The 21,985-nt window shown below is 48.9% G+C and carries 15 protein-coding genes; 12 read left to right on the top strand and 3 right to left on the bottom strand.

Annotation, left to right across the window (positions count from 1 at the left end; all coding sequences use genetic code 11):
- Window positions 1–37: 37 nt before the first annotated feature.
- Window positions 38–946, bottom strand: coding sequence for a LysR family transcriptional regulator (locus tag KXJ70_RS01940; protein ID WP_219041772.1), 909 nt, complete (start codon window positions 944–946; stop codon window positions 38–40).
- 596 nt (window positions 947–1,542) lie between these two features.
- On the opposite strand from KXJ70_RS01940, the gene KXJ70_RS01935 reads away from it, so the two are divergent.
- The 7 genes from KXJ70_RS01935 (at window position 1,543) to tadA (ending at window position 9,922) form a co-directional block, all read left to right on the top strand.
- Complete coding sequence (locus KXJ70_RS01935) at window positions 1,543–2,376, top strand: OmpW/AlkL family protein (RefSeq protein ID WP_219041771.1); 834 nt, start codon at window positions 1,543–1,545, stop codon at window positions 2,374–2,376.
- A 709-nt stretch (window positions 2,377–3,085) separates the two neighbouring features.
- Complete coding sequence (locus KXJ70_RS01930) at window positions 3,086–5,380, top strand: TonB-dependent receptor (RefSeq protein ID WP_219041770.1); 2,295 nt, start codon at window positions 3,086–3,088, stop codon at window positions 5,378–5,380.
- A 103-nt stretch (window positions 5,381–5,483) separates the two neighbouring features.
- Window positions 5,484–6,119 carry a hypothetical protein gene (locus KXJ70_RS01925; RefSeq protein WP_219041769.1) on the top strand — a complete coding sequence of 212 codons (636 nt, stop codon included), beginning with the start codon at window positions 5,484–5,486 and terminating at the stop codon, window positions 6,117–6,119.
- A gap of 327 nt (window positions 6,120–6,446) precedes the next feature.
- The gene (locus KXJ70_RS01920; protein WP_219041768.1) at window positions 6,447–7,193 is read left to right on the top strand and encodes a nuclear transport factor 2 family protein; all 747 of its coding nucleotides are present in this window, start codon (window positions 6,447–6,449) and stop codon (window positions 7,191–7,193) included.
- Window positions 7,194–7,440: 247 nt separating this feature from the next.
- Window positions 7,441–8,313: a metal-dependent hydrolase gene (locus KXJ70_RS01915; protein WP_219041767.1), complete on the top strand. Its 873-nt coding sequence runs from the start codon at window positions 7,441–7,443 to the stop codon at window positions 8,311–8,313.
- Between the two features lie 75 nt (window positions 8,314–8,388).
- Window positions 8,389–9,225, top strand: a complete 837-nt coding sequence (locus tag KXJ70_RS01910) for a hypothetical protein (RefSeq protein WP_219041766.1) — start codon at window positions 8,389–8,391, stop codon at window positions 9,223–9,225.
- 214 nt (window positions 9,226–9,439) lie between these two features.
- The gene (gene tadA / locus KXJ70_RS01905) at window positions 9,440–9,922 is read left to right on the top strand and encodes a tRNA adenosine(34) deaminase TadA (RefSeq protein WP_219041765.1); all 483 of its coding nucleotides are present in this window, start codon (window positions 9,440–9,442) and stop codon (window positions 9,920–9,922) included.
- 34 nt (window positions 9,923–9,956) lie between these two features.
- On the opposite strand, the gene mltF is transcribed toward tadA, so the two are convergent.
- Window positions 9,957–11,417, bottom strand: a complete 1,461-nt coding sequence (gene mltF, locus KXJ70_RS01900; RefSeq protein ID WP_219041764.1) for a membrane-bound lytic murein transglycosylase MltF — start codon at window positions 11,415–11,417, stop codon at window positions 9,957–9,959.
- A gap of 142 nt (window positions 11,418–11,559) precedes the next feature.
- Here mltF and purL point away from each other — a divergent pair, with 142 nt between their 5' ends.
- From purL to secF, 3 genes are all read left to right on the top strand, one after another.
- Window positions 11,560–15,447: a phosphoribosylformylglycinamidine synthase gene (purL, locus tag KXJ70_RS01895; protein ID WP_219041763.1), complete on the top strand. Its 3,888-nt coding sequence runs from the start codon at window positions 11,560–11,562 to the stop codon at window positions 15,445–15,447.
- Between the two features lie 141 nt (window positions 15,448–15,588).
- On the top strand, window positions 15,589–17,460 hold the full coding sequence (secD, locus tag KXJ70_RS01890; RefSeq protein ID WP_219041762.1) for a protein translocase subunit SecD: 1,872 nt from the start codon (window positions 15,589–15,591) through the stop codon (window positions 17,458–17,460).
- 9 nt (window positions 17,461–17,469) lie between these two features.
- Window positions 17,470–18,393, top strand: coding sequence for a protein translocase subunit SecF (secF, locus tag KXJ70_RS01885; RefSeq protein WP_219041761.1), 924 nt, complete (start codon window positions 17,470–17,472; stop codon window positions 18,391–18,393).
- An 82-nt stretch (window positions 18,394–18,475) separates the two neighbouring features.
- Here the strand turns inward: secF and KXJ70_RS01880 are convergent, their stop codons facing one another.
- On the bottom strand, window positions 18,476–19,279 hold the full coding sequence (locus KXJ70_RS01880) for an inositol monophosphatase family protein (protein ID WP_219041760.1): 804 nt from the start codon (window positions 19,277–19,279) through the stop codon (window positions 18,476–18,478).
- A gap of 187 nt (window positions 19,280–19,466) precedes the next feature.
- On the opposite strand from KXJ70_RS01880, the gene pyrG reads away from it, so the two are divergent.
- On the top strand, window positions 19,467–21,089 hold the full coding sequence (pyrG, locus tag KXJ70_RS01875; RefSeq protein ID WP_219041759.1) for a CTP synthase: 1,623 nt from the start codon (window positions 19,467–19,469) through the stop codon (window positions 21,087–21,089).
- A 36-nt stretch (window positions 21,090–21,125) separates the two neighbouring features.
- Window positions 21,126–21,977: a 3-deoxy-8-phosphooctulonate synthase gene (kdsA, locus tag KXJ70_RS01870; RefSeq protein ID WP_219041758.1), complete on the top strand. Its 852-nt coding sequence runs from the start codon at window positions 21,126–21,128 to the stop codon at window positions 21,975–21,977.
- Window positions 21,978–21,985 lie beyond the last annotated feature (8 nt).

Genomic DNA, 21,985 nt, shown 5'->3' with positions numbered 1-21,985 from the left:
CGAGGGGCTGACAAATGAAAAGTTACCACACTTCGGGTTAGTTTTTCTTATCTTTCCATTCTTCGGCGATGATTCTTACCATCCAGTCATAGAAGGCTTTGATGATCTCGTCATCAGCATTGCTATTGCAGTAAGTCAGAAAACACTCGCCGTGGGGAGTCACCTTGTCGGGCATAGGAAGCACAAGGTCGTCGTCTTTATTCATAAATTGGTGCGCCGTGGGGAGGTAGCCCATCGCTACGCCAATATTGTTTTTAACAGCTTCGATACTGGCTTGTACGGTGCTGACAACGAGTTCATTTTGGGTGTCTGGAAGCAGGTTCCATTGGGTTTGCCAGCGAGGCCACTGATACGTGTCGCCCGAGATTTTGATGAGGCGGCAGTTGCGGAAATCACCTTTGCGTAGTTTAGGGTGTTGCTCAAGGTAGCTGCGGCTGCAGATTGGCGTGAGGGCAATTTGCACTAATGGATGATAGGTCAGCTCGGGCTCATTACCACATTCGTGACGAATGGCTACATTGGTTTCAGAATTCTCTAAATCGATTCTCGATACGTCGGAATCAATCTGAATGTTTAATTCAGGGTGTTCTGCTTGGAATTCATGGATATTGGGAAATAGCAGTAGGCTCGCAATATTGGGGAGGGTATTAATCACGAAGCGCCGTTGCTTTTTCTCTTTGCGCACAGCCAAGGTCGCGGTGTGAATTAAGTCAAGTCCGCGTTTAATGTGCAGGTAGTAGCGTTTGCCTTCAGGAGTCAGCGTGATTTTCCGGTTTGCCCGTTTGAACAACGTAACGCCAAGGTTTTCTTCAAGAGCTCTAATTTGATGACTGACCGCGGGCGGCGACACAAAGAGCTCGTCCGCCGCGTCTTTGAAGCTCATACGACGAGCCGCCACTTCGAAAACACGAATCAAATTCAGGGAGGGAAGGTGTTGATTACTCATTTGCTGAAAAACTCAGATTTGCTATCCGTGGACCTATTTAAGTTTGGAAGATCGACGATTAAACAATCGTACTTCTACCCCATGATTTTTATCATTTTGGAATGCTTGTGCCGCCATCTCGCAGGGCGCCGTTAGTTCTCCTCACCCCCCCGTTTAAGGGGGATAAGCAGGATAAACGCGCAGTTTTGCCAAGTCCAGCAATAGTGAGTCGCTAAAAGATGTGCGATCGGCGACTCGTGTGTTCTTTCATCTCAATCGTTACGTAGCACGTTTGCGATACTTATATCGTCAATAGTGCAGATTGGATCAGCAGTCATTTAAATCAAATGCTGCGTGTCTGGCGGGCGCAGCAGGGTGTGTGCTGAGCAGACCTTGCTGCGAGAGGCTTCAGTGTATGCCTTTTGTTAGTTTGACTCGGTCACATTGACTCGGTCAGATTGATGCGCCCGGTAGGGGTAGAGATAGAAAAATGAAAAATCCTAGTGTCTCAGTAAACCATTTCTAAGTAGGCGGTCTGAATAATATGGTTCGCAAATATTCAGTCTTTGCCAATATGACGCCCAATCAGCTCTTTAGGCAGAGGCTCGGGGGTGAGAATGAAGCTTCGGAATTGGTGCTGGTGTTGTTTTGCTATTGCGGCGCCAACGGCGCAGGCGCTTAAGGCGGGTGACGTAGTCGTTCAGGGCGGCTGGTTTTTTCTTTCACCGCAGGAGTCGAGTACGCCGCTTAATACAAAACTTGCCCCCAGCTTGCTTGGTAGTGTGCTCGGAATAGAGCAAGAGTTTAGCTCACCCGGCACATCTTTATCCGTGAATGACTCCAGTACTCCAGCGTTAACCTTATCGTATTTTCTCACGGACCACTTTGTTATCAAGTTGGAGGGTGGCGTTCCCGCTGAGTTTGAATTGTCGGGGCAGGGGCTTGTGCGTCCGACCGGTGTGGCAGGTGAGTTGCTTAGTGTCGACCTTGGTGGTGTGCAGAACAATCCGCTTGCAACGGTGCGGCAGTGGAGCCCAGCAATACTTGCGCAGTACTGCTTTGGAGATGTTAGCGCCCGCTTGCGGCCGTATATTGGGGTCGGTGTTATGTATACCTGGTTTGACAATATTGAACTTAATAAGAGTTTTGAGCAAAGTCTTAAGCAAAACTTTGGCTCAGTGTTGGCGCTGGCGACCGGAAGCGGGAGCGAAACATTTATTGATAGCGAGGCAGACTCTGATATCGCTCCTATATTTAATGTTGGTCTAGCAATGGAGTTGGATGATAGATGGAGCCTATCTGCTTCTGTATCTTATTTGGCGTTGGAGACGACATCGAATATTGCCATTACCGCAAAAGATGGTGCCCTTTTATCTGAAAGCCGCAGTAAATTAGAGTTGAACCCGATTATCTCGTCCGTGCTACTTTCCTATCGTTGGGGTGATGGCTGATCAACCCGCGCAATTAAGTTTGGTTCAGTATTTTCGATAGGAAACCCTTTGCGTTTGCTAATCTACTTGGCGGCGCTCACGTACAAGGTGATTTGCGCCACGTTATCACGCAAGCTAAATTCGGAAATGACGAATTCGCTGGTAATAGCTGCTTCTTATTGAAACAAATACGAGTTGTTTATTGTTTTTCGTAACCTTGGGTAACGACGCTTCTTGGTCTCACCATAGTCATCTTGTTAGCGATTATATTGACTACGGTTGGATCGTCAGCTTTGTTTATGATCGTGGAATTGGTTTGTCGGAAGTGCGAATCTCGCGCTTGTAGCTTAGTTAAGATGCGTGGTTTTTATCTCTTATTGAGTCAGTAGCAATAATGGTGTTGATTTGTGGGTCAATAAAATAATAAGTTTCGCTTCAGTGGTCTATAATCGGTAATCCAAATTTTATTCAATAAAAACAATGGCTTATTTAATTTTTAGGCATAGCAGCGAGACTCTTGCCGAATTAGGTTTGTGATCAGAGTCTCTATTTTCGCAATAACGCTATTGACTCTGTAATCAATAGTGTTAAATTAAACCTCGGGTTGAATCTTGTCTCCTAGCCGAGTTTCCCGAGTGGATAGGCGGGAGAGTGCTTGGTTTTCGAAAGATAAAAAATTGCGTCAAACAGCTGCGTTATTTTTGTGGCTTTTGCATTGGGGTAAGAGTTAATGATAAAAAAAACGAAGAGCGTCGGTATGTCCTCTGGTGTAAATAAGACAGCGAGTGCGGTTGGCCTTTGTCTCGCCGTGTCAGTGGGATCGTCATTAAGTTATGGTAAAAATGCCTTGGAGGAGGTGGTTGTATCGGCGCGTAAAATGTCTGCCGATACGCAAGATGTCTCTACCAGTATCTCAGCGTTCAGCGGCGACGCTCTTAACTCGCAAGGTGTTGCTGATATCAAAGATCTGCAGAACGTCACGCCCGGTCTAATTGTTACCGAGATGGCCAGCTACAGCTTGATCTTCCTGCGCGGTATCGGGTCTGACTCCTTCCAGGGGCCAATTGATTCCAGTGTTGCTACCTATATGGATGGTCTGTACATTACATATACATCAAGCCAAGCGCAGTCATTGGGTGTGGTTGAATCCGTGAACGTACTGAAAGGGCCCCAGGGTACACTCTATGGGCGTAACGCTGTTGGCGGTGCCATCGTTGTCGAAACTAAAAAGCCATCTTTTCAAGAGCCGGAAGTTGTTCTCGCTGCTGAAGGGGGTAATTATAATTTATTGAAGGGCAGGGCCCATGTGTCTGGTCCTGTTGGCGATAAATTTGCTTTCGGTTTGTCGGGCATGTACACAAATCGTGAAACCTACCTGACCTACACGCCAGATCCCAGCCAAAAGCATATAGATTACGATGATCGCGGCTATAAAGTCGCTGCACGTTGGGCGCCGTCTGACTGGCTTGAAGTGAATGCCAGCCACTATAAAATTCGCCATTCATCTGCCGATGGTGTGCCTTTAACAAATTCCGACGTTAGTCCTGCTTTTGAAGCTGTGCTAACTGAGAACGATACGCCTTTTGAGACTGGTGTGGGTACAGAAGTATTCACCGAGATGGAGTCCGTCTCTAGTCAAATATCTTTCGATATTTTATCTGAGTACGTGAACACCAAAATCCTGTTCGGTCACACTGAGTTCTTCAGTAATATCTTCTGGGATTACGATTTGTCACAAGAGAAAGTGCTGATCATTGAGGCGGTTCCCAATACGGCGGACACGGATTCTCTAGAGATTGTTTTCAACTCTTCGGAGTGGGGCCCAGATTGGTTCTCATGGGTTGGCGGTATCTATGTCGAGGATACGTTTAAAGACCAGCGTACTCCTATCTATATTGACGCAGTGGCAGTAGCGAGCGGTCTTGTCGGCACGGATCTGGGGGCATTAAACGATCTAGTCGGTGCTTTGGGGCTTGGCGCATTTGGCTTGTCTGATACAGAAAATATCAACGCTGTGTTGTATGGCGGCGTTCAAACCGATGCATTTGCAGCGTTTGCTGAGTTTACATTTGATATTACAGAGACAATTTCGGCGCGTATTGGTGGTCGTTACTCAGATGAAACTCGCGAAATTACAGAATCTTATGTAGATGCGCGGGCGCAGGGGCTGCCCTTGATAGGCGCTACTGATTTTATCCGAGTTTTTGATTATCCTGCCGAGGAAAGATCTTGGGATGATTTTAATCCAAGCGCTGGTGTAGATTGGCGTTACAACGATACCTCAATGCTTTACTACAGTTACTCAACGGGCTTTAAATCTGGTAACTACAACGCTTTGAATATCAACGCGGCGCCAGAAGCGATTGAGCCAGAAGAGGCAGAGTCACATGAAATTGGCTTGAAAGCTGACTGGTTCGATGGTGATTTGCGCACCAACTTTGCCGTGTTTAGCACGACGATTGAAAACGGTCACTCGCAAATCTTGTCTTTAGCGAGTGGTGGTGTAACTCGTCTAGAGAATGCCTCTGAGTACACAGTAGAGGGCGCTGAAGCAGAGATTACCTACTCGGGATTAGTCGATGGTTTGCGATTAACGTTTGCAGGTACGTGGTTGGACGGTGAGTACGATGAGTTCGAGTGCACTGGTTTTGATCCAGAAACCGGTTTGCAGCGGACCTTTGATTGCTCTGGCAAAGACACTATCCGTACTCCCGATTTTTCCGGCACACTTGATATCTCGTATTCATTTACTATATCTAGATTTGAAGCAGAAATTGGCGCAGGTGCTTATTATAACTCTGGTTTTTGGTTTAACCCGAACAACAATGTAGAAGAAGAGGAATACACCAAAACCAATGCGCGCGCTAGTTTGTATGATCCTGAAACCAATCTTAAGCTTTATGCCTGGGGCAAGAACTTGAACAACGAAGTTAGCCACTTGCAGAAATTCCGTCAGGACTTTGGTGTGGGTGAATCATATGCGGCACCACGTATGTACGGTGTTGGCATTGAGTACAAATACTGATTGTTGGCAAGGCTTAAGTATGTCGTTAGGTTGTGGGTTGTTTCACATCTCACAACTGCTAAAAGAAATATGATGGTGTCGAAAATCAATTCCGGAGAATAATATGAAATTAGTTAAAAGCACGTTGGCAGTAGCTAGTTTGGTGGTACTTGGCGCAAGTCCAAGTCATGCGCAGCTTCCTGATCTTTCTGCTCTAACCAGCCTTGGCGGTGGTTTGGGTGGCTTGTCCGCGCTGCCATTAGCAGGCGGGGCGGGTGGTCTTCCTTCATTAGACTCTTTGCCTATTCCAACTGATTTGGCTGGAATGGGCGGGATGGCTGGTTTGCCATCTTTAGACGCTTTACCGGGTCTACCTGAAATGGGCGGCGGTGCCGGCGGATTTGATAGCATTCCTGGTATTGGCGGCGGTTTAGCGTTTATTGTTGACGGTGATTTTCTTCCGCGCTTACTTCCCGATCAGACGCAGTTAATGCAACTTGCAGGCGGTCAGGCTATCGTGACTAATATTATCTTTGGCGCTGCTGGCGAGCCGGAAGCGGTCTTTTCGACTGTGAATGAGCTTGGTGTGAATGCTGGTGTCGGCGCGGCACCTATACTTGCTGTGTTGATGGAAAACCCCGCTGGTGTATTTGATTTTCTTCTTGGTGGTGGGACGATATTAACACCTGCCCTCGACGGTACTAATGGTAATTCTGCATTCCCTGGCGTGCCATTTTTGACCCAGCCATTCTCCATGTAATAAATTAATTTTATATGTAAGGCGTCAAGTTCTACTTGTCGCCTTTTTTTATGTTTGTAAAATTATCCTGTAGCTATAAGAGTATTTTTACGCAGGTGTTTTTAATTCTGTGTCTTCGATTTCATCCTGATTTTCAATATCCGTTCAGCCTGTGTCGATCAGAATTATTGCGCAGATATTCCGATCATTACGTCTAAGAATGTGGTTTCTCGGATATTTTGGGCAGTGTGGAAGTTTGTAATTGACAGGGGTTTGATAATGGGAGAGTATATTTATTGATCTTTAAGTCAATAATATAACTACATAGTATAAATAGAGGTCGGAAACATGCATCTTGGGTATTTGGAAGAGGGGCGCGAGTTAGCGGCGCAACAAGAAAAATTAAAAAAAGAAGCCGGTCGGCGTTCTTTTTTAAAAAAGGCGGGTGCGGCAATTATGGTAGGTGGTGTAGCACCATCTGTCGCGTTTGGTATGTCCTCTGCGGCTGAGGCAGAGCAGGCCGCCAAGGGATTTAAAGGGACTGGCCGTATGGGCATGTCTAGTGGTGAGGATTGGATAGATACGTTTTTCAATGAAGGTGCCGCTGGCATAATTCATTACTACGCAGATGACTTTGTTTTTGAAGATATTACACTTTTCCAAACCATTACGGATAAAGAAGAATTGTATAACGCCTTTTTGCCTTTTAATAAAGAGTCCAATGTAGGTAAGCATTATTTTGATGTTATTCGCTACGACGGCGGTTTAGCCGGTGATAGAACGTCGCAACTGCGTTTAGAGCGCCCGCCACAGTATCAGGCCGCCGAATGGGATATGTGGACAAAGGACACCATGGAAGGTGCTGATCATTCCTATGACGAGTGGGGAGTGATGCAGTGGATTTGGAAATCTGAACACTATGTCGATTTTCTTGGCTTGCCGGCCACAGGTAAAACAACACACACGCGTGGAATGACTTTTCATTGTTACAAAGATCGCAAGGTTGTTCGAGAGTTTACCTACTGGAATTTCCGAGGTGTCGCAGTGCAATTAGGTGTGGTTCCTGAGCCAAATAAATTCTGGCTAAAAAAGTAATTATCTAGGTGCTCCAAGAGTGATTTGCCCGGCTTTTGCCGGGCTTTTTTTGCGCGATTGATTGACTTGTGGAGGGTGGATAAATCTCCGTGCAATTGTTGTATCGCCAACTTATATTGATCTTAAGGTCAATATATGTTCAAATAGAATCATGAGGTAAAGCCTTTGCGGGCAGCCGCATTGCAACTTTGACAGTGGGCTCCGTTTCTATAAGTAATATTTCGGGGTCGAAAAAGAGGACAAGGCAATGAATATCAAACCTGAAGCTCGTAAAATCGAGTGTGATTTTTCACAGGCGAGAGTCGATTGGATACCAAAAGATCCGGAGTTAGCTCAATTTTGGAACGCCGTGAGTATTGGCTTGCCGCTATTAGAAGGATATTTAATTCGCGCTTTGGCTAAGGCAAAAAAGCTGCTGCCAGAAGACAGGGACGATCTTTATGCAGACTGCGAATTGTTTTGTAAGCAGGAAGCCAATCATTCAAAAACCCATATGGCTTTTAACGAAATGGTGCGAGGTTTGGGCCACTATCCTGAAATGGATAAGCACACGGACAAACTTCGCGCAGAATATGAAGAATTTGATAAAAAATTCGGTCTGCGTTACGCCATGCTTTATGCAGAAGGGTTTGAAACGGCAGGACCAATATTCGCGAGCTATTTCCTTGTTCAGGCAAACAAGCGTGTTAAGGATAATGACGTGGATATGATTACCTTATCACTCTGGCGCTGGCATCTTTCTGAAGAATTCGAACATCGCTGCTGTGCGTTCAATGTTGTTGAAGCGCTGTATGGAACCTATTGGGGGCGAGTGCGCGGAATATTCAAAGCAACCTTCCACTTGATCGGGTTTGCTTTTCCATTAAGTGAATACATGCAGAATGAAGATAAGAAGGCCGGACGTATGGAGCGCGGTCCCAAGGCATTTCTTCGCAAAGTAAGTTCGTACTCTAGTATGTTTTTCTTTATTGCGCCGAGAATTTTGCGGGCCTGTTCACCCTGGTACAATCCTAAAAATTTGAATGCGCCACCAGGCTGCGAAGAAGTACTAACCATTGCCTCTGAAACCTTAGATCTGAATAAAATGGCTGCACGGGCAAGAGAAACTATTCCTGCTTGAGTTTAAAGAGGTTAACGCTAAGTACCGTCACTTGTTGCAATAGTGGTAAGTGGCGATTTGTTAGGAGTAATAATAATGAATTTAGTACCTGCAGAGGTTATGGCCGGTGAGCTAGATCTCATGTGGCAAAGTGTTTTCACGTGGGCAAGCTGGGGCATAGTTATCATTATGCTTTTGATTGCCCTTCGTATGGGTTTGAAACAGAAAACCCCTTTTTATGTTTTTGCAGTATTAGCCGCAGGTGTTGGCGCCTATATAGAACCGCTTTATGACGTAGCGTTTGATCTTTGGTTTTACGATGTGTCCAATGGCGTTGCTGGCGCTATGTGGTCTCATTTTACCGCTTTCGGTATTGTGCAACCCAACTGGACGCATAGCGGTTATATGATTCTCTATTCTTCTGCATGTCTTTATGCAGGTCGCGCACTCTATGAGGGAAGAATTTCTACACCGACACTGTTCTTGATTTGGTTGGCTGAAATTACCGTTTCTTGTATTTTTGAGATGGTGGGTACCGGTACGGGTGTGTATACCTATTACGGCCCCTATGTGATGCGTATTTGGAACTATCCATTGGTTATTGGTGTTTTAGAAGGCACGCAAGTTATCTTATTTACTGTCCTCGCCGTGCAATTTTGGCGTCGCGTAAATAGTCCAATAGGTTTGCTCGGTTTATTTGTCATATTTCCCATAACCATGATGGGTGCAAACGGCGGTCTTGGTGCGCCGATAATCATTTCTTTGCATCTTTCGGAGGCGGAGTTTAGCCAAGGGTTGATTTGGGCGACGACTTTCCTAACATACGGTTTGTGTATTTTGGCAGTATACGGCGCGTCAAAGTTTATGCCGGAGCCAATCCGCAAGGTGGAGGTTCGCGCTCCGTCCTATACTTCTGATGCGATACCTGCTTAATTTGTTAGACCTTGCTCCGATGATGCTGCAGGGTCTATATCCCCCCCACTTTTTGTAATCGATGTGTTGCCCCTTCTAGGTTGTTCACTATTGGCTGATGCTACAAGATGCTGATTAGTGTCATAATATTTAAAAATCGTAAAGCTCAGTTCTCGATTGAGTCGAGAATGGTGTCGTGCTGAGCTGTTCATGTTTAGGGGTTGCATCAGCGCTTATGGAATCTTCTCTTGATGAAAAATGGATGCGGAAGGCGCTTACATTGGCGCTAGAGGCTGAGGCAATAAATGAAGTTCCAGTTGGCGCGGTAATTGTTCGCGATGGGGAAATAATTGGCGAAGGATTTAATCAGCCTATTCGTCAATCCGACCCAAGCGCTCATGCTGAAATAGTCGCGCTTCGTCACGCAGCAAACGCCGCAGCTAACTATCGTCTTCCTGAGGCAACTTTGTATGTGACTGTGGAGCCCTGTGCAATGTGTGCCGGCGCTATCATCCATAGCCGTATTGCACGCGTTGTATTTGCGGCAAGCGAGCCTAAGGCGGGCGCGGTTTGTAGTCATCTGCAATTGTTTGATCAGCCGCAAATGAATCACCGGGTTGAATGGTGCGGCGGCGTATTGGCGAATGAGGCGAGTGATATTGTGCAGGCTTTTTTTGCTCGGCGCAGGGCGGAAAAGAAGCGTGACAAGCTCGCGTAAATTGATCGCGGTGCGGGACGGCCGCTAGAGTTATTTAGAGTGCGTCAAAACCGCGATTTAACTCGGCTGGTAGGTAATCGGAAACAATGCGAGGTGGCGGAACGCGATAGCGATTAAGCTCATCCCAGGTTAGCAGTGAATAGTAATCGCGGATATTGCGCACGTAGCGCGCCGCTTCGTCACCGCGGGCATAGCCGTATTTTGATGGCTTGTACCACTTTTGTTGCCGCAGCAATGGTAAGTTTTCTTTTACATCATTCCAAAGGTTTGGGTTGCCGCCGAGTTTTTGCGTTATGACCCTGGCGTCTTCGACGTGGCCAAGACCAATATTGTACGCCGCTAAGGCAAACCAGCTGCGGTCAGGAGCTTCTATTCCCGCGGGTATACGGCTATAGAGTTTTTTGTAGTAACGGGCGCCACCGCGCAGGCTCTGCAGTGGGTCGAGACGGTCATCTACCTGCAATTCGCGTGCAGTGGATCGTGTCAGCATCATCATGCCACGGACTCCGGTGGGAGAGCGCGCCTCGGCGTCCCAGTGCGATTCTTGGTAGCTGATTGCGGCCAGTAAGCGCCAGTCCAAATCATATTCAATAGCGACTTGCTCAATAATTCCCTTCACCTCGGGTAGGCGCTCTTCCTTCATTTGCAGAAAGGTGTGGGTGCTAATAAAGGTTTGCCGCTCGTTAAGTGTAAAGTTCCGATCAATTAAACGGGCTAATTTGCCATTTTCGGTGATGCCTTTAAAAAAAATGGTCATTTCTTTTATCAGGCTTGCGTTTGCAGGGCTCGCCGCCATTGCCCATGCTATTTTGCGTGGTTTGCCTGCACTGAAGGCGATGCGAAAGCTGGGGTAAAATGCTCGGTTTGCATAGTATTCGGTCGAGTTGACGATGGTTGCATCAATTTGGCCGTCCGCCAGCTGTTCTAGCAAATCAATTGTTTCAAGATCGCGGCTTTCCATCCACGTCAGTTCCGGGTGCTCGTTTTGCAGTGTTTTGAGTTGCTCGGCGTGGGCAGTATTACTAATTACCCGTATTTGCTTGCCGATGAGGTCTTCTATTGAGCTCATTGGGCTATTTACGTCGCGGTTGTAGATAAAATACTGCTTTACGCTGAGGTAACTTGGGCCGAAAAGTAAGGTTTCTTGTCGCGCGGGCGTAATGCTGAGAGCTGCGGCCGCAATATCGGCTTGATTGTTTACCAGTCCACTAAATACGTCATCGAGGCTAACAACAGGAATTATCTCTAGTTCAACGTCGAGGTGGTTGGCGAAAGCGAGGGCGAGTTGGTATTCGAAACCCGCTGGCGCACCTTGAGATTCGTAGTAAGTGGTAGAGCCGTTGCGGGTGAGTACCCGTAAAACACCGCTATCACGAATTCTTTGCAGATTGTCGCTGTTGTCTTTACTACTATTTAGCACGATGGCTACAAGCGCGAAGCTCGCTGTAACTAGCCATATTGCTAGAAATCGTAATGTTTTTCGGCTTGCTGGCAAGTGTGAAGCTCCAGTGGATTCGGGGCTAATTGTATCGGGATGGCACTGATCGCACCATAAAGACTATTTTGGATAAAAATTCTCGCGTAAATCCTTTACAATGGCCGGCTTTAATCCCATTCGATCGAGGTTGTCGCCCCGAATGCTTATTCTTCCTGGTGCCCCAGCGCTTTCAGATTTCCGTATAGAAAAATTAAAGGCCGCTTTGGCCCCCTCTATTCCCGCTCTGCAGGGAGTGAGTGCTCAATTTATTCATTTGGTAGATACCGCTGCTGAGCTCGATACTGAGCGCAGCGATGTGTTGAGCCAGTTGTTGCAATATGGCCCCCGCGCCGAGTTTATCGCGGGTGGAGGCCTGAGTTATTTCGTGGTGCCTCGACCTGGCACCATCTCGCCGTGGTCTAGCAAGGCGAGCGATATTGCCCATAACTGTGGCTTGGATATGATCGCGCGAATTGAGCGTGGTGTGCAGTACCACTTCGATATTGAGGGCGATATTGATGGCGAGCAGCAAGCCCTGCTTTTGGCGTCAATCCACGACCGTATGGTGGAGTCGGTATTAAGCGCGCCGGAAGAAGCGAGTGTGTTGTTTAGTCGCCAGAGTCCAAAGCCGATGCAGGCGGTCGATGTGCTCGCGGGAGGCCGCGATGCGCTAGTCGCCGCGAATAGCGAACTGGGGCTCGCCCTAGCAGACGATGAAATCGATTATCTGCTAGAGAGCTTTATTCAGCTGGCGCGCAATCCTAGCGATGTCGAGTTGATGATGTTCGCGCAGGCGAACTCTGAGCATTGCCGCCATAAAATATTTAACGCAAGTTGGACCATTGATGGCGAGCTGCAGTCCCACTCTTTGTTCGGCATGATAAAAAACACCCACGAATTGGGCGGTGAGGATGTACTAAGCGCCTATTCAGACAACGCAGCTGTGGTGAAAGGTCACCGCGCCGGCCGTTTTTATCCTGAACCTGGCACCGCTGAATACCAGTACCACCAAGAAGATATTCATTTATTAATGAAGGTGGAAACCCACAATCACCCCACAGCAATTTCCCCGTTCTCTGGTGCCGGTACTGGCTCTGGCGGTGAGATACGTGATGAGGGGGCGGTAGGTCGAGGCTCTAAGCCCAAGGTGGGCTTGAGTGGTTTTAGCGTATCTAACTTGCGTGTCCCTGGGTTTGAACAACCTTGGGAAGCCGATTACGGGAAGCCCGGCCGCATTGTTTCCGCACTCGATATTATGTTGGACGGGCCTATTGGGGGCGCCGCCTTTAATAATGAGTTTGGCCGACCTAATTTATGTGGCTACTTCCGCAGCTTCGAAGAAAATGCCGTGGGTGCGGCGGGCAAAGAGCGTCGCGGCTATCACAAACCAATAATGATCGCCGGTGGTTACGGTAATATAAAAGAAGAGCACGTGCTTAAAACCGAGTTTCCAGCCGGTCATAAATTAGTGGCCTTGGGTGGGCCGGCTATGTTGATTGGTTTGGGCGGTGGCGCGGCGTCTTCAATGAGCAGCGGTGCCTCTACTGAAGATTTAGATTTTGCCTCCGTGCAACGTCAAAACCCCGAAATTGAACGTCGCTGCCAAGAGGTGATTGACCGCTGCTGGGCGATGGCTGACAACAACCCCATCGCCTTTATTCACGATGTTGGTGCCGGCGGTCTGTCTAATGCATTCCCCGAGTTGGTTAAAGACGGCGGTTGCGGTGGTGATTTTGAATTGCGCAAAGTGCCCAACGATGAACCGGGCATGTCGCCGTTAGAAATTTGGTGCAACGAGTCACAAGAGCGCTACGTCATTGCCATTGCGCCTGAAAACCTCGCCACCTTTGAAGCCATCTGTGATCGCGAGCGCGCGCCGTATGCAGTGGTTGGTGAGTCTGTTGCCGATAAGCGTCTGCGAGTTGGCGACACCCATTTCGACAATAACCCGGTTGACCTGCCTATGTCGGTGCTGTTTGGTAAACCGCCAAAAATGCACCGCGAGATTACTCGTCAAAATCCGCAGCTACCGGCCTTTGATGCCTCTGCCATTAATGTGGAAGACGCCTTGGATCGACTTTTGGCCCTTCCTACCATTGCCGCCAAGAATTTCTTGATCACAATTGGCGACCGTTCTATTACCGGGCAGGTACATAGAGATCAAATGGTTGGGCCGTGGCAAGTCCCCGTTGCAGACTGTGCGGTAACAACAGTTAGCTACGACTCTTACGCGGGTGAAGCCATGGCGATGGGCGAGCGCACGCCGCTTGCACTTATCGATGGCCCGGCGTCGGGGCGCATGGCTGTTGCGGAAGCGCTAAGCAATATCGCTGCGAGCCGGATTGAAAAAATTTCTGATATCAAGCTCTCTGCCAACTGGATGTGCGCGGCGGGTTATGCTGGCGAAGACGAAATACTCTTCGACACGGTCAAGGCAGTGGGGATGGAGTTTTGCCCGGCGCTGGGTATTACTATTCCCGTCGGCAAAGACTCCATGTCGATGCGCACCACCTGGCAGGACGGCGATGACAGAAAAGCCGTTACCGCGCCTATGTCGCTTATCATTACTGCTTTTAGTCCTGTGGCGGACGTCCGTAAAACCGTCACGCCGCAGCTGCGCACCGACCTTGATGACAATGCCTTGTTATTAATTGACTTGGGTGCGGGTAAGCAGCGTTTGGGTGGCTCGTGTTTAGCGCAGGTTTATCAGCAGATTGGCAATGACGCGCCAGATATTGATGACCCCGCGGTGTTGGCTGGTTTCTTCAATGCAATCCAACAGTTGTTAGAAGAGCAAAAAATAATGGCCTACCACGATCGCTCTGATGGCGGTTTGGTACTCACTTTGTTAGAGATGGCTTTTGCTGGTCATTGCGGTCTAGATATTGAGCTGAATGCCCATGGTAAACTGCATGGCGCACTGTTTGCCGAAGAAGCCGGTGCGGTGATACAGGTACGCTGCGCTGATGTTGAAGCGGTGATAGATACCTTTGCTGCGCATGGCATCGCCGCCTGCGTCCAAGAAATAGGTCGCGCTGTGGCCGGTAGTGACGTTGCGATTAGTTTTGGTGGTGTTGAAGTTCTTAGAGATGATCGCTTGGCGCTGCAGCTGAAATGGCAGCAGCTGAGTTACCGTATGCAATCACTAAGGGATAATCCAGAGTGTGCGCAACAGGAATTTGACTCAATCACAGAAAGCGACCCCGGTTTAAGCCAGTCATTGCGTTTCGATGCGCAGGATAATATTGCCGCCCCTTTTATAAACTCCGGCGTTCGTCCGCGAGTCGCTATCCTTAGGGAGCAGGGTGTCAATGGTCAGATGGAAATGGCCGCGGCATTCGATCGCGCCGGATTCACCGCTGTTGATGTTCATATGAGTGATATTTTAAGCGGTCGTGTCAGCTTGCAAGATTTTAAAGGCCTTGCCGCCTGCGGTGGTTTTTCCTACGGCGACGTATTAGGTGCGGGCGAGGGCTGGGCTAAAACTATTTTGTTTAATGGTTTGGCGCGTGACGAGTTTGCCGGCTTCTTTCAGCGCAGCGACACCTTCTCGCTTGGGGTGTGCAACGGTTGTCAGATGATGTCTAATTTGCACTCCTTAATTCCGGGTGCAGAATACTGGCCGCGTTTTGTGCGCAATCGCTCAGAACAGTTCGAAGCGCGGTTTTCCTTGGTTGAAATCCCCGAATCACCCTCCATATTACTAACTGGTATGGCGGGGTCGCATTTGCCGGTTGCTGTTGCCCACGGCGAAGGTCGTGCGGAGTTTACAGATTCTGCTCATTTGCAGAATTTACAGCAGAGTGGGAAAGTGGCGCTGCAATTTATTGATAATCAGCTGAACACGACTGAACGCTATCCCGCCAATCCGAATGGTTCGCCATTTGGGATTGCTGGTGCTAGTAGCGTTGACGGTCGCGTTACCATCATGATGCCGCATCCAGAACGGGTTTTCCGCACCGTGCAAAACTCTTGGGTGGCAGACAATTCAGTGGAAGATAGCGGTTGGATGCGCTTGTTCCGCAATGCACGTGTATGGGTAAATTAAGAAAGTAGTTAAATGAGCGCCGGCTTGTGCCGGCGTTTTTACAAGGGCGGTTCAGGGGTGCTCCGTCTGTTATTAACGTCCATTGTTGGCGTCCGTTACTAAATAGACACCGTCGCGACAGACGGTTTTGGTGGAAATACAATGCTAAATAAATATCCGCTCTGGAAAAACCTGCTGATTATTGCAGTGCTGGGGATCGGTTTTCTCTATGCGGTGCCTAACCTCTATCGACCAGATCCTGCCCTGCAGGTTTCTGGCGACAGCAGCGGTGTGGTCATCGACCAAGCCCTTATGACGCGTTTGTCTGCCGCTTTAGATGCTGGTGGTATTGAGCACTTTGGTGAAAAAGCGGATGAGACCGGTAAGTCTGGCCTGATTCGTTTGTACGAAACTGATATGCAATTGCGTGCACAGCGTATTGTGCAGCGCACTCTGGGTGACGGCTACGTTGTGGCATTGAATCTGGCATCAAATACACCTGATTGGCTCAGTAATCTAGGCGCGCAGGCGATGAAACTGGGCCTGGATTTAAGTGGCGGTGTGCATTTTTTGTTAGAGGTTGATACGGATTCGGCGATTGCCACGCGCCTAGAGCATTACAGCTCAGGCATAAAAAAGAAGCTGCGCGAAGAGCGTATACGGGGATTTGTGACGCTGGAAGACGACATTATTTCGGGTAAGTTCACCTCTGCTGAGCTGCGCGACACCGCCTTGGGTTTGATCCGCAAAGACTTTACTGAGTTGACCGGCGAGCGTCTCGACTCACCTAGCGGCGATGATGCTTTTTACCTGCGCGCTATTATTGGTGAGGCTAAGCGCAAGGAAATTGAAGATTATGCTGTTAGCCAAAACTTAACGACCCTGCGTAATCGCGTGAATGAGCTCGGCGTGTCTGAGCCTTTGGTTCAGCGTCAAGGTCGCAACCGGATTGTGGTGGAATTACCGGGTATTCAGGACACCGCTGAAGCCAAGCGCATACTGGGCAAGACAGCGAATTTGGATTTTCGTCTAGAGGCAAAATACGACGCGCCACTATCTGATCGCGAGCAATTTGAATTTCGCAATCCTGGCCGCGGCGAGCCGAGTGCGTGGTTAGAACGAGATGTGGTTATCACTGGTGAGCGTGTCGCAAATGCGCAGGCAGGCTTTGATCAGAATGGTATGCCACAGGTCAATATCACCCTGGATAGTCAGGGCGGTACCTTGATGCACAGAGTGACGCGCCACAATATTAACCGCCGCCTTGGTGTGTTGTTTATTGAGCGCAAGAGTCGTACTCACTATGAGCGTGATGCTAATGGCGTTGAGCAGGCGGTGAAAGTCCCCTACGACGAGAAGAAAATTATCAGCCTTGCCACCATTAAAGATGCCTTGGGCGTGCAGTTCCGTATTACCGGTCTTGATGCGCCGGGTGAGGCGGCGGAGCTGTCATTATTACTGCGTGCTGGTGCGCTGGCGGCGCCAATCGACTTTGTCGAAGAGCGCACTGTCGGGCCATCGCTGGGGGCAGAAAATATTGAGAAGGGGCTTAATGCCGTCAAGATCGGCCTAGGCATGGTTGCTCTATTTATGATTGTTTACTACCGCGTATTTGGTGTGATTGCGGTAGTCGCGCTTGGCGCAAACATCATTTTATTAACGGCCTGTATGTCATTGTTGGGGGCGACCTTAACCCTGCCGGGTATCGCCGGTATTGTGCTGACAGTGGGTATGGCAGTAGACGCAAACGTGCTTATTTTCTCTCGAATACGGGAGGAGTTACGCGAAGGCCTATCAGTGCAGCACGCTATTGAGGCGGGGTACGGACGTGCGTTTGTCACGATTATGGACTCGAATATTACGACCTTATTAGTGGCAGTGATTTTATACGCCGTAGGTACTGGTCCGGTTCGCGGTTTTGCGGTGACCTTGTCAATCGGTATCTTAACGTCCATGTTCACTGCGATCATGGGTACCCGCGCGGTTGTTAATTTCGTTTACGGCGGTCGTCGTATCACTAAGCTGGCGATCTAGGGGAAACGTATGTCTGACACTAAAAAAATTGTTAACTTTATGGGTGCGCGTCGTATCGCGATGTTCATGTCTATCGCGGTAATGGTCGCGTCCATTGCGGTATTGGCAGTGAAGGGTTTAAATTTCGGCCTGGATTTTACCGGTGGTACCTTAATAGAGGTTATTTACGAAGAGTCGGTGCCCCTAGAGCGTGTGAGGGAAGATTTGCGCACTGCTGGTTACGAAAGTGCGATTGTTGTAAATTTTGGCTCGGATACGGATGTGCTTGTGAGAATGCCTGAGGGCATGAGTCCCACCCTGGGCGAAGAGGTTCTCGCGGTGTTACAGGCGGGCACCGAGGCCGAAGTTGAGCTTCGTCGTATTGAGTTTGTTGGTCCGCAAGTGGGTGAGGAGCTGCGAGAGCAGGGCGGCTTGGCAGTGCTATTGGCTCTTGTGGTGGTGTTGATTTACGTTGCTATGCGCTTCCAAGTTAAATTCTCTATCGGTGCGGTGGCTGCGTTGGGGCACGATGTTCTGATTACCCTCGGTATTTTCGCCTTAGTCGGCTGGGATTTTGATTTAACCGTACTTGCGGCCATTCTGGCTGTTATCGGTTACTCGCTTAATGACTCAATTGTTGTTGCTGACCGTATTCGCGAGAACTTGCGAAAGCTGCGTAAACACGATCCTGACGAGATCATCAATATTTCATTGACCGAAACCCTCGATCGTACATTGGTTACCTCAGGGACAACCTTGCTGGTGCTGTTGGCGCTGGCGTTTGTTGGCGGCGAAATGATCCACAGCTTCGCGCTGGCATTGCTGATCGGTATTGGTGTGGGTACGTATTCTTCTATCTATATTGTGGCGAGCTTGTTGCTGACCATGAAAATCAGCCAAGATGATTTGATAGTGGTAGAGAAAGAGGGTGCGCAGATTGACGATTTGCCATAAAGACGTCTAATACATAAGGAGAGATGGGAGACGCTAGAGCACATCTTTTGCGTCTTCCATCTCCCGTCAAGCGTCTGCCGAGTTAGCGAATATTTTCTAAATGTGGGCGAATTGCCTGCAAAATCCCTTTTAAGCATTTCGGATTAGCGGCGACGATGTTGCCGCTTTCGTAGTAATTACCACCGCCCTTAAAGTCACTGACTAAACCGCCGGCTTCACGCACTAGCAAAATTCCCGCGGCGATATCCCACTTGTTTAAGCCAATTTCCCAGAAGCCATCAAGGCGTCCAGCGGCGACATAGGCCAAATCTAATGAGGCGGCGCCAGCGCGGCGGATACCGGCTGTTTCACCGGCAATAGCTTCAAGACTGCGCATATAGGCGGGGATTTGTGCTTCATTGCGCGCTTTAAACGGGATGCCGGTACCAATCAGGGCGCCTTCTAAGCTCGCGTTCATGGTTACCCGAACTCGGCGTCCGTTGACCTGTGCACCGCGACCGCGGCTAGCGGTAAATTCTTCGCGGCGAATGGGGTCTAAAATAACGGCGTGTTCAATTTGGCCTTGATGTACACAGGCAATAGAAACCGCGAAATGCGGAATACCGCGAACGAAATTGGTTGTGCCGTCAATGGGGTCGATTACCCATTGATAGGGGCTGTCGGCATTGCCGGTTTGACCTGATTCTTCGCCTAAAAAGCCGTGATCTGGGTAGGCTTTTTGCAGGTGATAAATAATTTCCTGCTCGGCCTTGCGGTCTATTTCAGTAACAAAATCGTTTTCGCCCTTGGTTTCAATCTGAACGCGGTCGATTTGTTCAGAAGCGCGCGCGATAAGGTCGCCGGCTTTACGGGCGGCGCGCAATGCGATATTCAGCATGGGTTGCATAGTACTAAGGCCTTGATGTGCAAGCAATTGGACGCGCATTATAACAGAGACTGGGCAGCCTACGGAGGCCTAATTTCATTGTTTCGCTATGTCCTTCCTGTTAGACTGACGTCCCATCTCATGGGGGCGAACAAGCGCTGCTTTTTCAGGCCCTTATATCTCTTCGTACTATCTAAAAAGGCATTACATGGCGCGTTTTATATTCGTCACCGGCGGTGTTGTTTCGTCCTTGGGCAAGGGCATTGCGTCAGCATCACTAGGTGCCATTCTTGAGGCGCGTGGTCTCAAAGTCACTATGTTGAAACTTGATCCCTATATCAACGTGGATCCCGGCACCATGAGCCCGTTTCAGCACGGTGAAGTGTTTGTGACTGAAGACGGCGCAGAAACCGATCTGGACTTGGGGCATTACGAGCGCTTTGTGCGCGCAAAAATGGCCAAGGGCAATAATTTTACGGCCGGTCGGGTTTATGAAACCGTACTTCGTAAGGAGCGTCGCGGTGACTACCTTGGCGGCACTGTTCAGGTTATTCCACATATCACTGATGAAATTAAGCGTCGGGTAATGGCGGGAGCGGGCGATGCAGATATCGCCATTGTTGAAATTGGCGGCACAGTCGGTGATATCGAAGGTTTGCCGTTCTTTGAAGCAGCCCGTCAGTTAAAGGTTGAATTGGGTGCCAAGCGCGCCATGTTAATGCACCTGACTCTGGTGCCTTATATTGCCACTGCAGGTGAGACTAAAACTAAACCGACCCAGCATTCGGTAAAAGAACTTCGCTCTATTGGCTTGCAACCCGATATTTTGCTGTGCCGCTCAGATCACGAAATTGACCAAAGCAGCCGTCACAAGATCGCCTTGTTCACCAACGTCGAATCCCGTGCGGTTATCCCTCTGCGCGATGTTGACTCTATTTATCGCATACCTTCGCTTCTTGCGGCCGAGGGCTTGGACGAATTAGTTGTAGAGCGCTTTGGTTTGGATTGCCCGCCAGCGGATTTGACCGAGTGGGACACTGTTATCGAGGGTGATCTGCATCAGGATCAAACCGTGACGATCGCCATGGTCGGCAAGTACATGGAATTGCTCGATGCATATAAATCCCTAAATGAAGCATTGAAGCACGCAGGTATACATAGCCGCACCAAAGTGCAGGTACGTTATATAGACTCTGAAGTCATAGAAACTGATGGTGTAGATATTCTAGACGGCGTGGACGGCATTCTTGTTCCCGGTGGTTTTGGAAGCCGCGGTGTTGAAGGCAAAATTCGCACAGTGCAGTACGCGCGTGAGAATAAAATTCCCTACCTGGGTATTTGCTTGGGTATGCAGGTTGCCGTCATTGAATTTGCTCGCAATGTGCTGGGCTTAACAGACGCAAACAGCAGCGAATTTAACGACAACGGTAAAAACCCGGTGGTTGGCTTGATTACCGAGTGGATCACGGCTGACGGTGAAGTTGAGCAACGCGCTCACGATGATGATCTTGGCGGCACCATGCGTTTGGGCGCCCAGCTTTGTCATTTGGTTGAAGGCTCCGCAGTTGCAGCAGTTTACGGTAGTGCACAGATCACCGAGCGCCATCGTCACCGTTACGAGGTTAATAACACCTACGTAGAGCGTTTACAGGCTGCCGGTTTAAAAGTAGGTGGTTGGTCTGCCGATAAGAGCTTGGTTGAAGTGGTGGAAATCGCGGATCACCCCTGGTTTATCGCCTGTCAGTTCCACCCCGAATTTACTTCTACACCACGCGACGGCCACCCTTTGTTTACTGGTTTTGTTAACGCTGCTATCGCGCATAGCGAATAAGCATTGTTGGGCTGAGCGAGTTAAAGGAATCGATCTATGAAAGATAAAGTGGTCAATGTAGCCGGTATTGAGGTGGCAAACGACAAGCCTTTCGTCCTGTTTGGCGGTATGAATGTGCTCGAGTCCCGCGATTTGGCGATGCAGATTGCAGAGCACTACGTTGAAGTGTGCGGAAAGATGGGCATCCCCTATGTTTTCAAAGCCTCATTCGACAAAGCGAATCGCTCTTCCGTGCACTCTTATCGCGGCCCGGGTATGGAAGAAGGGTTGAAGATTTTTCAGGAAATAAAACAAACTTTTAATATTCCCGTGATTACTGATGTGCATGAAGTGCATCAAGCTGGCCCGGTTTCTGAAGTGTGTGATGTTATTCAGTTACCGGCATTTTTAGCACGCCAAACCGATTTAGTAGCGGCGATGGCGGCGACAGATGCGGTTATTAATATTAAAAAGCCGCAATTTCTCAGCCCCGGTCAAATGAAAAATATAGTTGAGAAGTTTGCAGAGTGCGGCAATGAGAAAATCATGCTGTGCGAACGCGGCAGTAATTTTGGCTACGATAATTTAGTGGTAGATATGCTGGGTTTTCGGGTGATGCGTGAAGCCAGTGGCGGCGCCCCCATTATTTTTGATGTTACCCACGCTTTGCAGTGTCGCGATCCTATGGGCGCAGCGTCTGGTGGTCGTCGCAATCAAGTTGTTGAACTTGGCCGTGCCGGCATGGCACTGGGGATTGGCGGCTTGTTCTTGGAAGCACATCCCGATCCCGATCGCGCTAAATGCGATGGCCCAAGTGCATTACCATTGTCAGCATTGGCACCCTTTCTAGAGCATATGAAAGCGGTTGACGAGACAGTGAAGTCTCTACCGGCGCTAGATATTAAATAATTTTATTT

Origin of the sequence: Zhongshania aquimaris, from assembly GCF_019312595.1 — a bacterium.
GTDB lineage: Bacteria > Pseudomonadota > Gammaproteobacteria > Pseudomonadales > Spongiibacteraceae > Spongiibacter > Spongiibacter aquimaris.
The sequence above is the reverse complement of the archived record's forward strand: the minus strand, read 5'-3'. Positions and strand labels throughout refer to the sequence as shown.

Bases quoted from the DNA above. Each gene is read 5' to 3' on its own strand.
- KXJ70_RS01940 (WP_219041772.1), bottom strand. From the start codon at position 946: ATGAGTAATCAACACCTTCCCTCCCTGAATTTGATTCGTGTTTTCGAA.
- KXJ70_RS01935 (WP_219041771.1), top strand. From the start codon at position 1,543: ATGAAGCTTCGGAATTGGTGCTGGTGTTGTTTTGCTATTGCGGCGCCA.
- KXJ70_RS01930 (WP_219041770.1), top strand. From the start codon at position 3,086: ATGATAAAAAAAACGAAGAGCGTCGGTATGTCCTCTGGTGTAAATAAG.
- KXJ70_RS01925 (WP_219041769.1), top strand. From the start codon at position 5,484: ATGAAATTAGTTAAAAGCACGTTGGCAGTAGCTAGTTTGGTGGTACTT.
- KXJ70_RS01920 (WP_219041768.1), top strand. From the start codon at position 6,447: ATGCATCTTGGGTATTTGGAAGAGGGGCGCGAGTTAGCGGCGCAACAA.
- KXJ70_RS01915 (WP_219041767.1), top strand. From the start codon at position 7,441: ATGAATATCAAACCTGAAGCTCGTAAAATCGAGTGTGATTTTTCACAG.
- KXJ70_RS01910 (WP_219041766.1), top strand. From the start codon at position 8,389: ATGAATTTAGTACCTGCAGAGGTTATGGCCGGTGAGCTAGATCTCATG.
- tadA (WP_219041765.1), top strand. From the start codon at position 9,440: ATGGAATCTTCTCTTGATGAAAAATGGATGCGGAAGGCGCTTACATTG.
- purL (WP_219041763.1), top strand. From the start codon at position 11,560: ATGCTTATTCTTCCTGGTGCCCCAGCGCTTTCAGATTTCCGTATAGAA.
- secD (WP_219041762.1), top strand. From the start codon at position 15,589: ATGCTAAATAAATATCCGCTCTGGAAAAACCTGCTGATTATTGCAGTG.
- secF (WP_219041761.1), top strand. From the start codon at position 17,470: ATGTCTGACACTAAAAAAATTGTTAACTTTATGGGTGCGCGTCGTATC.
- KXJ70_RS01880 (WP_219041760.1), bottom strand. From the start codon at position 19,279: ATGCAACCCATGCTGAATATCGCATTGCGCGCCGCCCGTAAAGCCGGC.
- pyrG (WP_219041759.1), top strand. From the start codon at position 19,467: ATGGCGCGTTTTATATTCGTCACCGGCGGTGTTGTTTCGTCCTTGGGC.
- kdsA (WP_219041758.1), top strand. From the start codon at position 21,126: ATGAAAGATAAAGTGGTCAATGTAGCCGGTATTGAGGTGGCAAACGAC.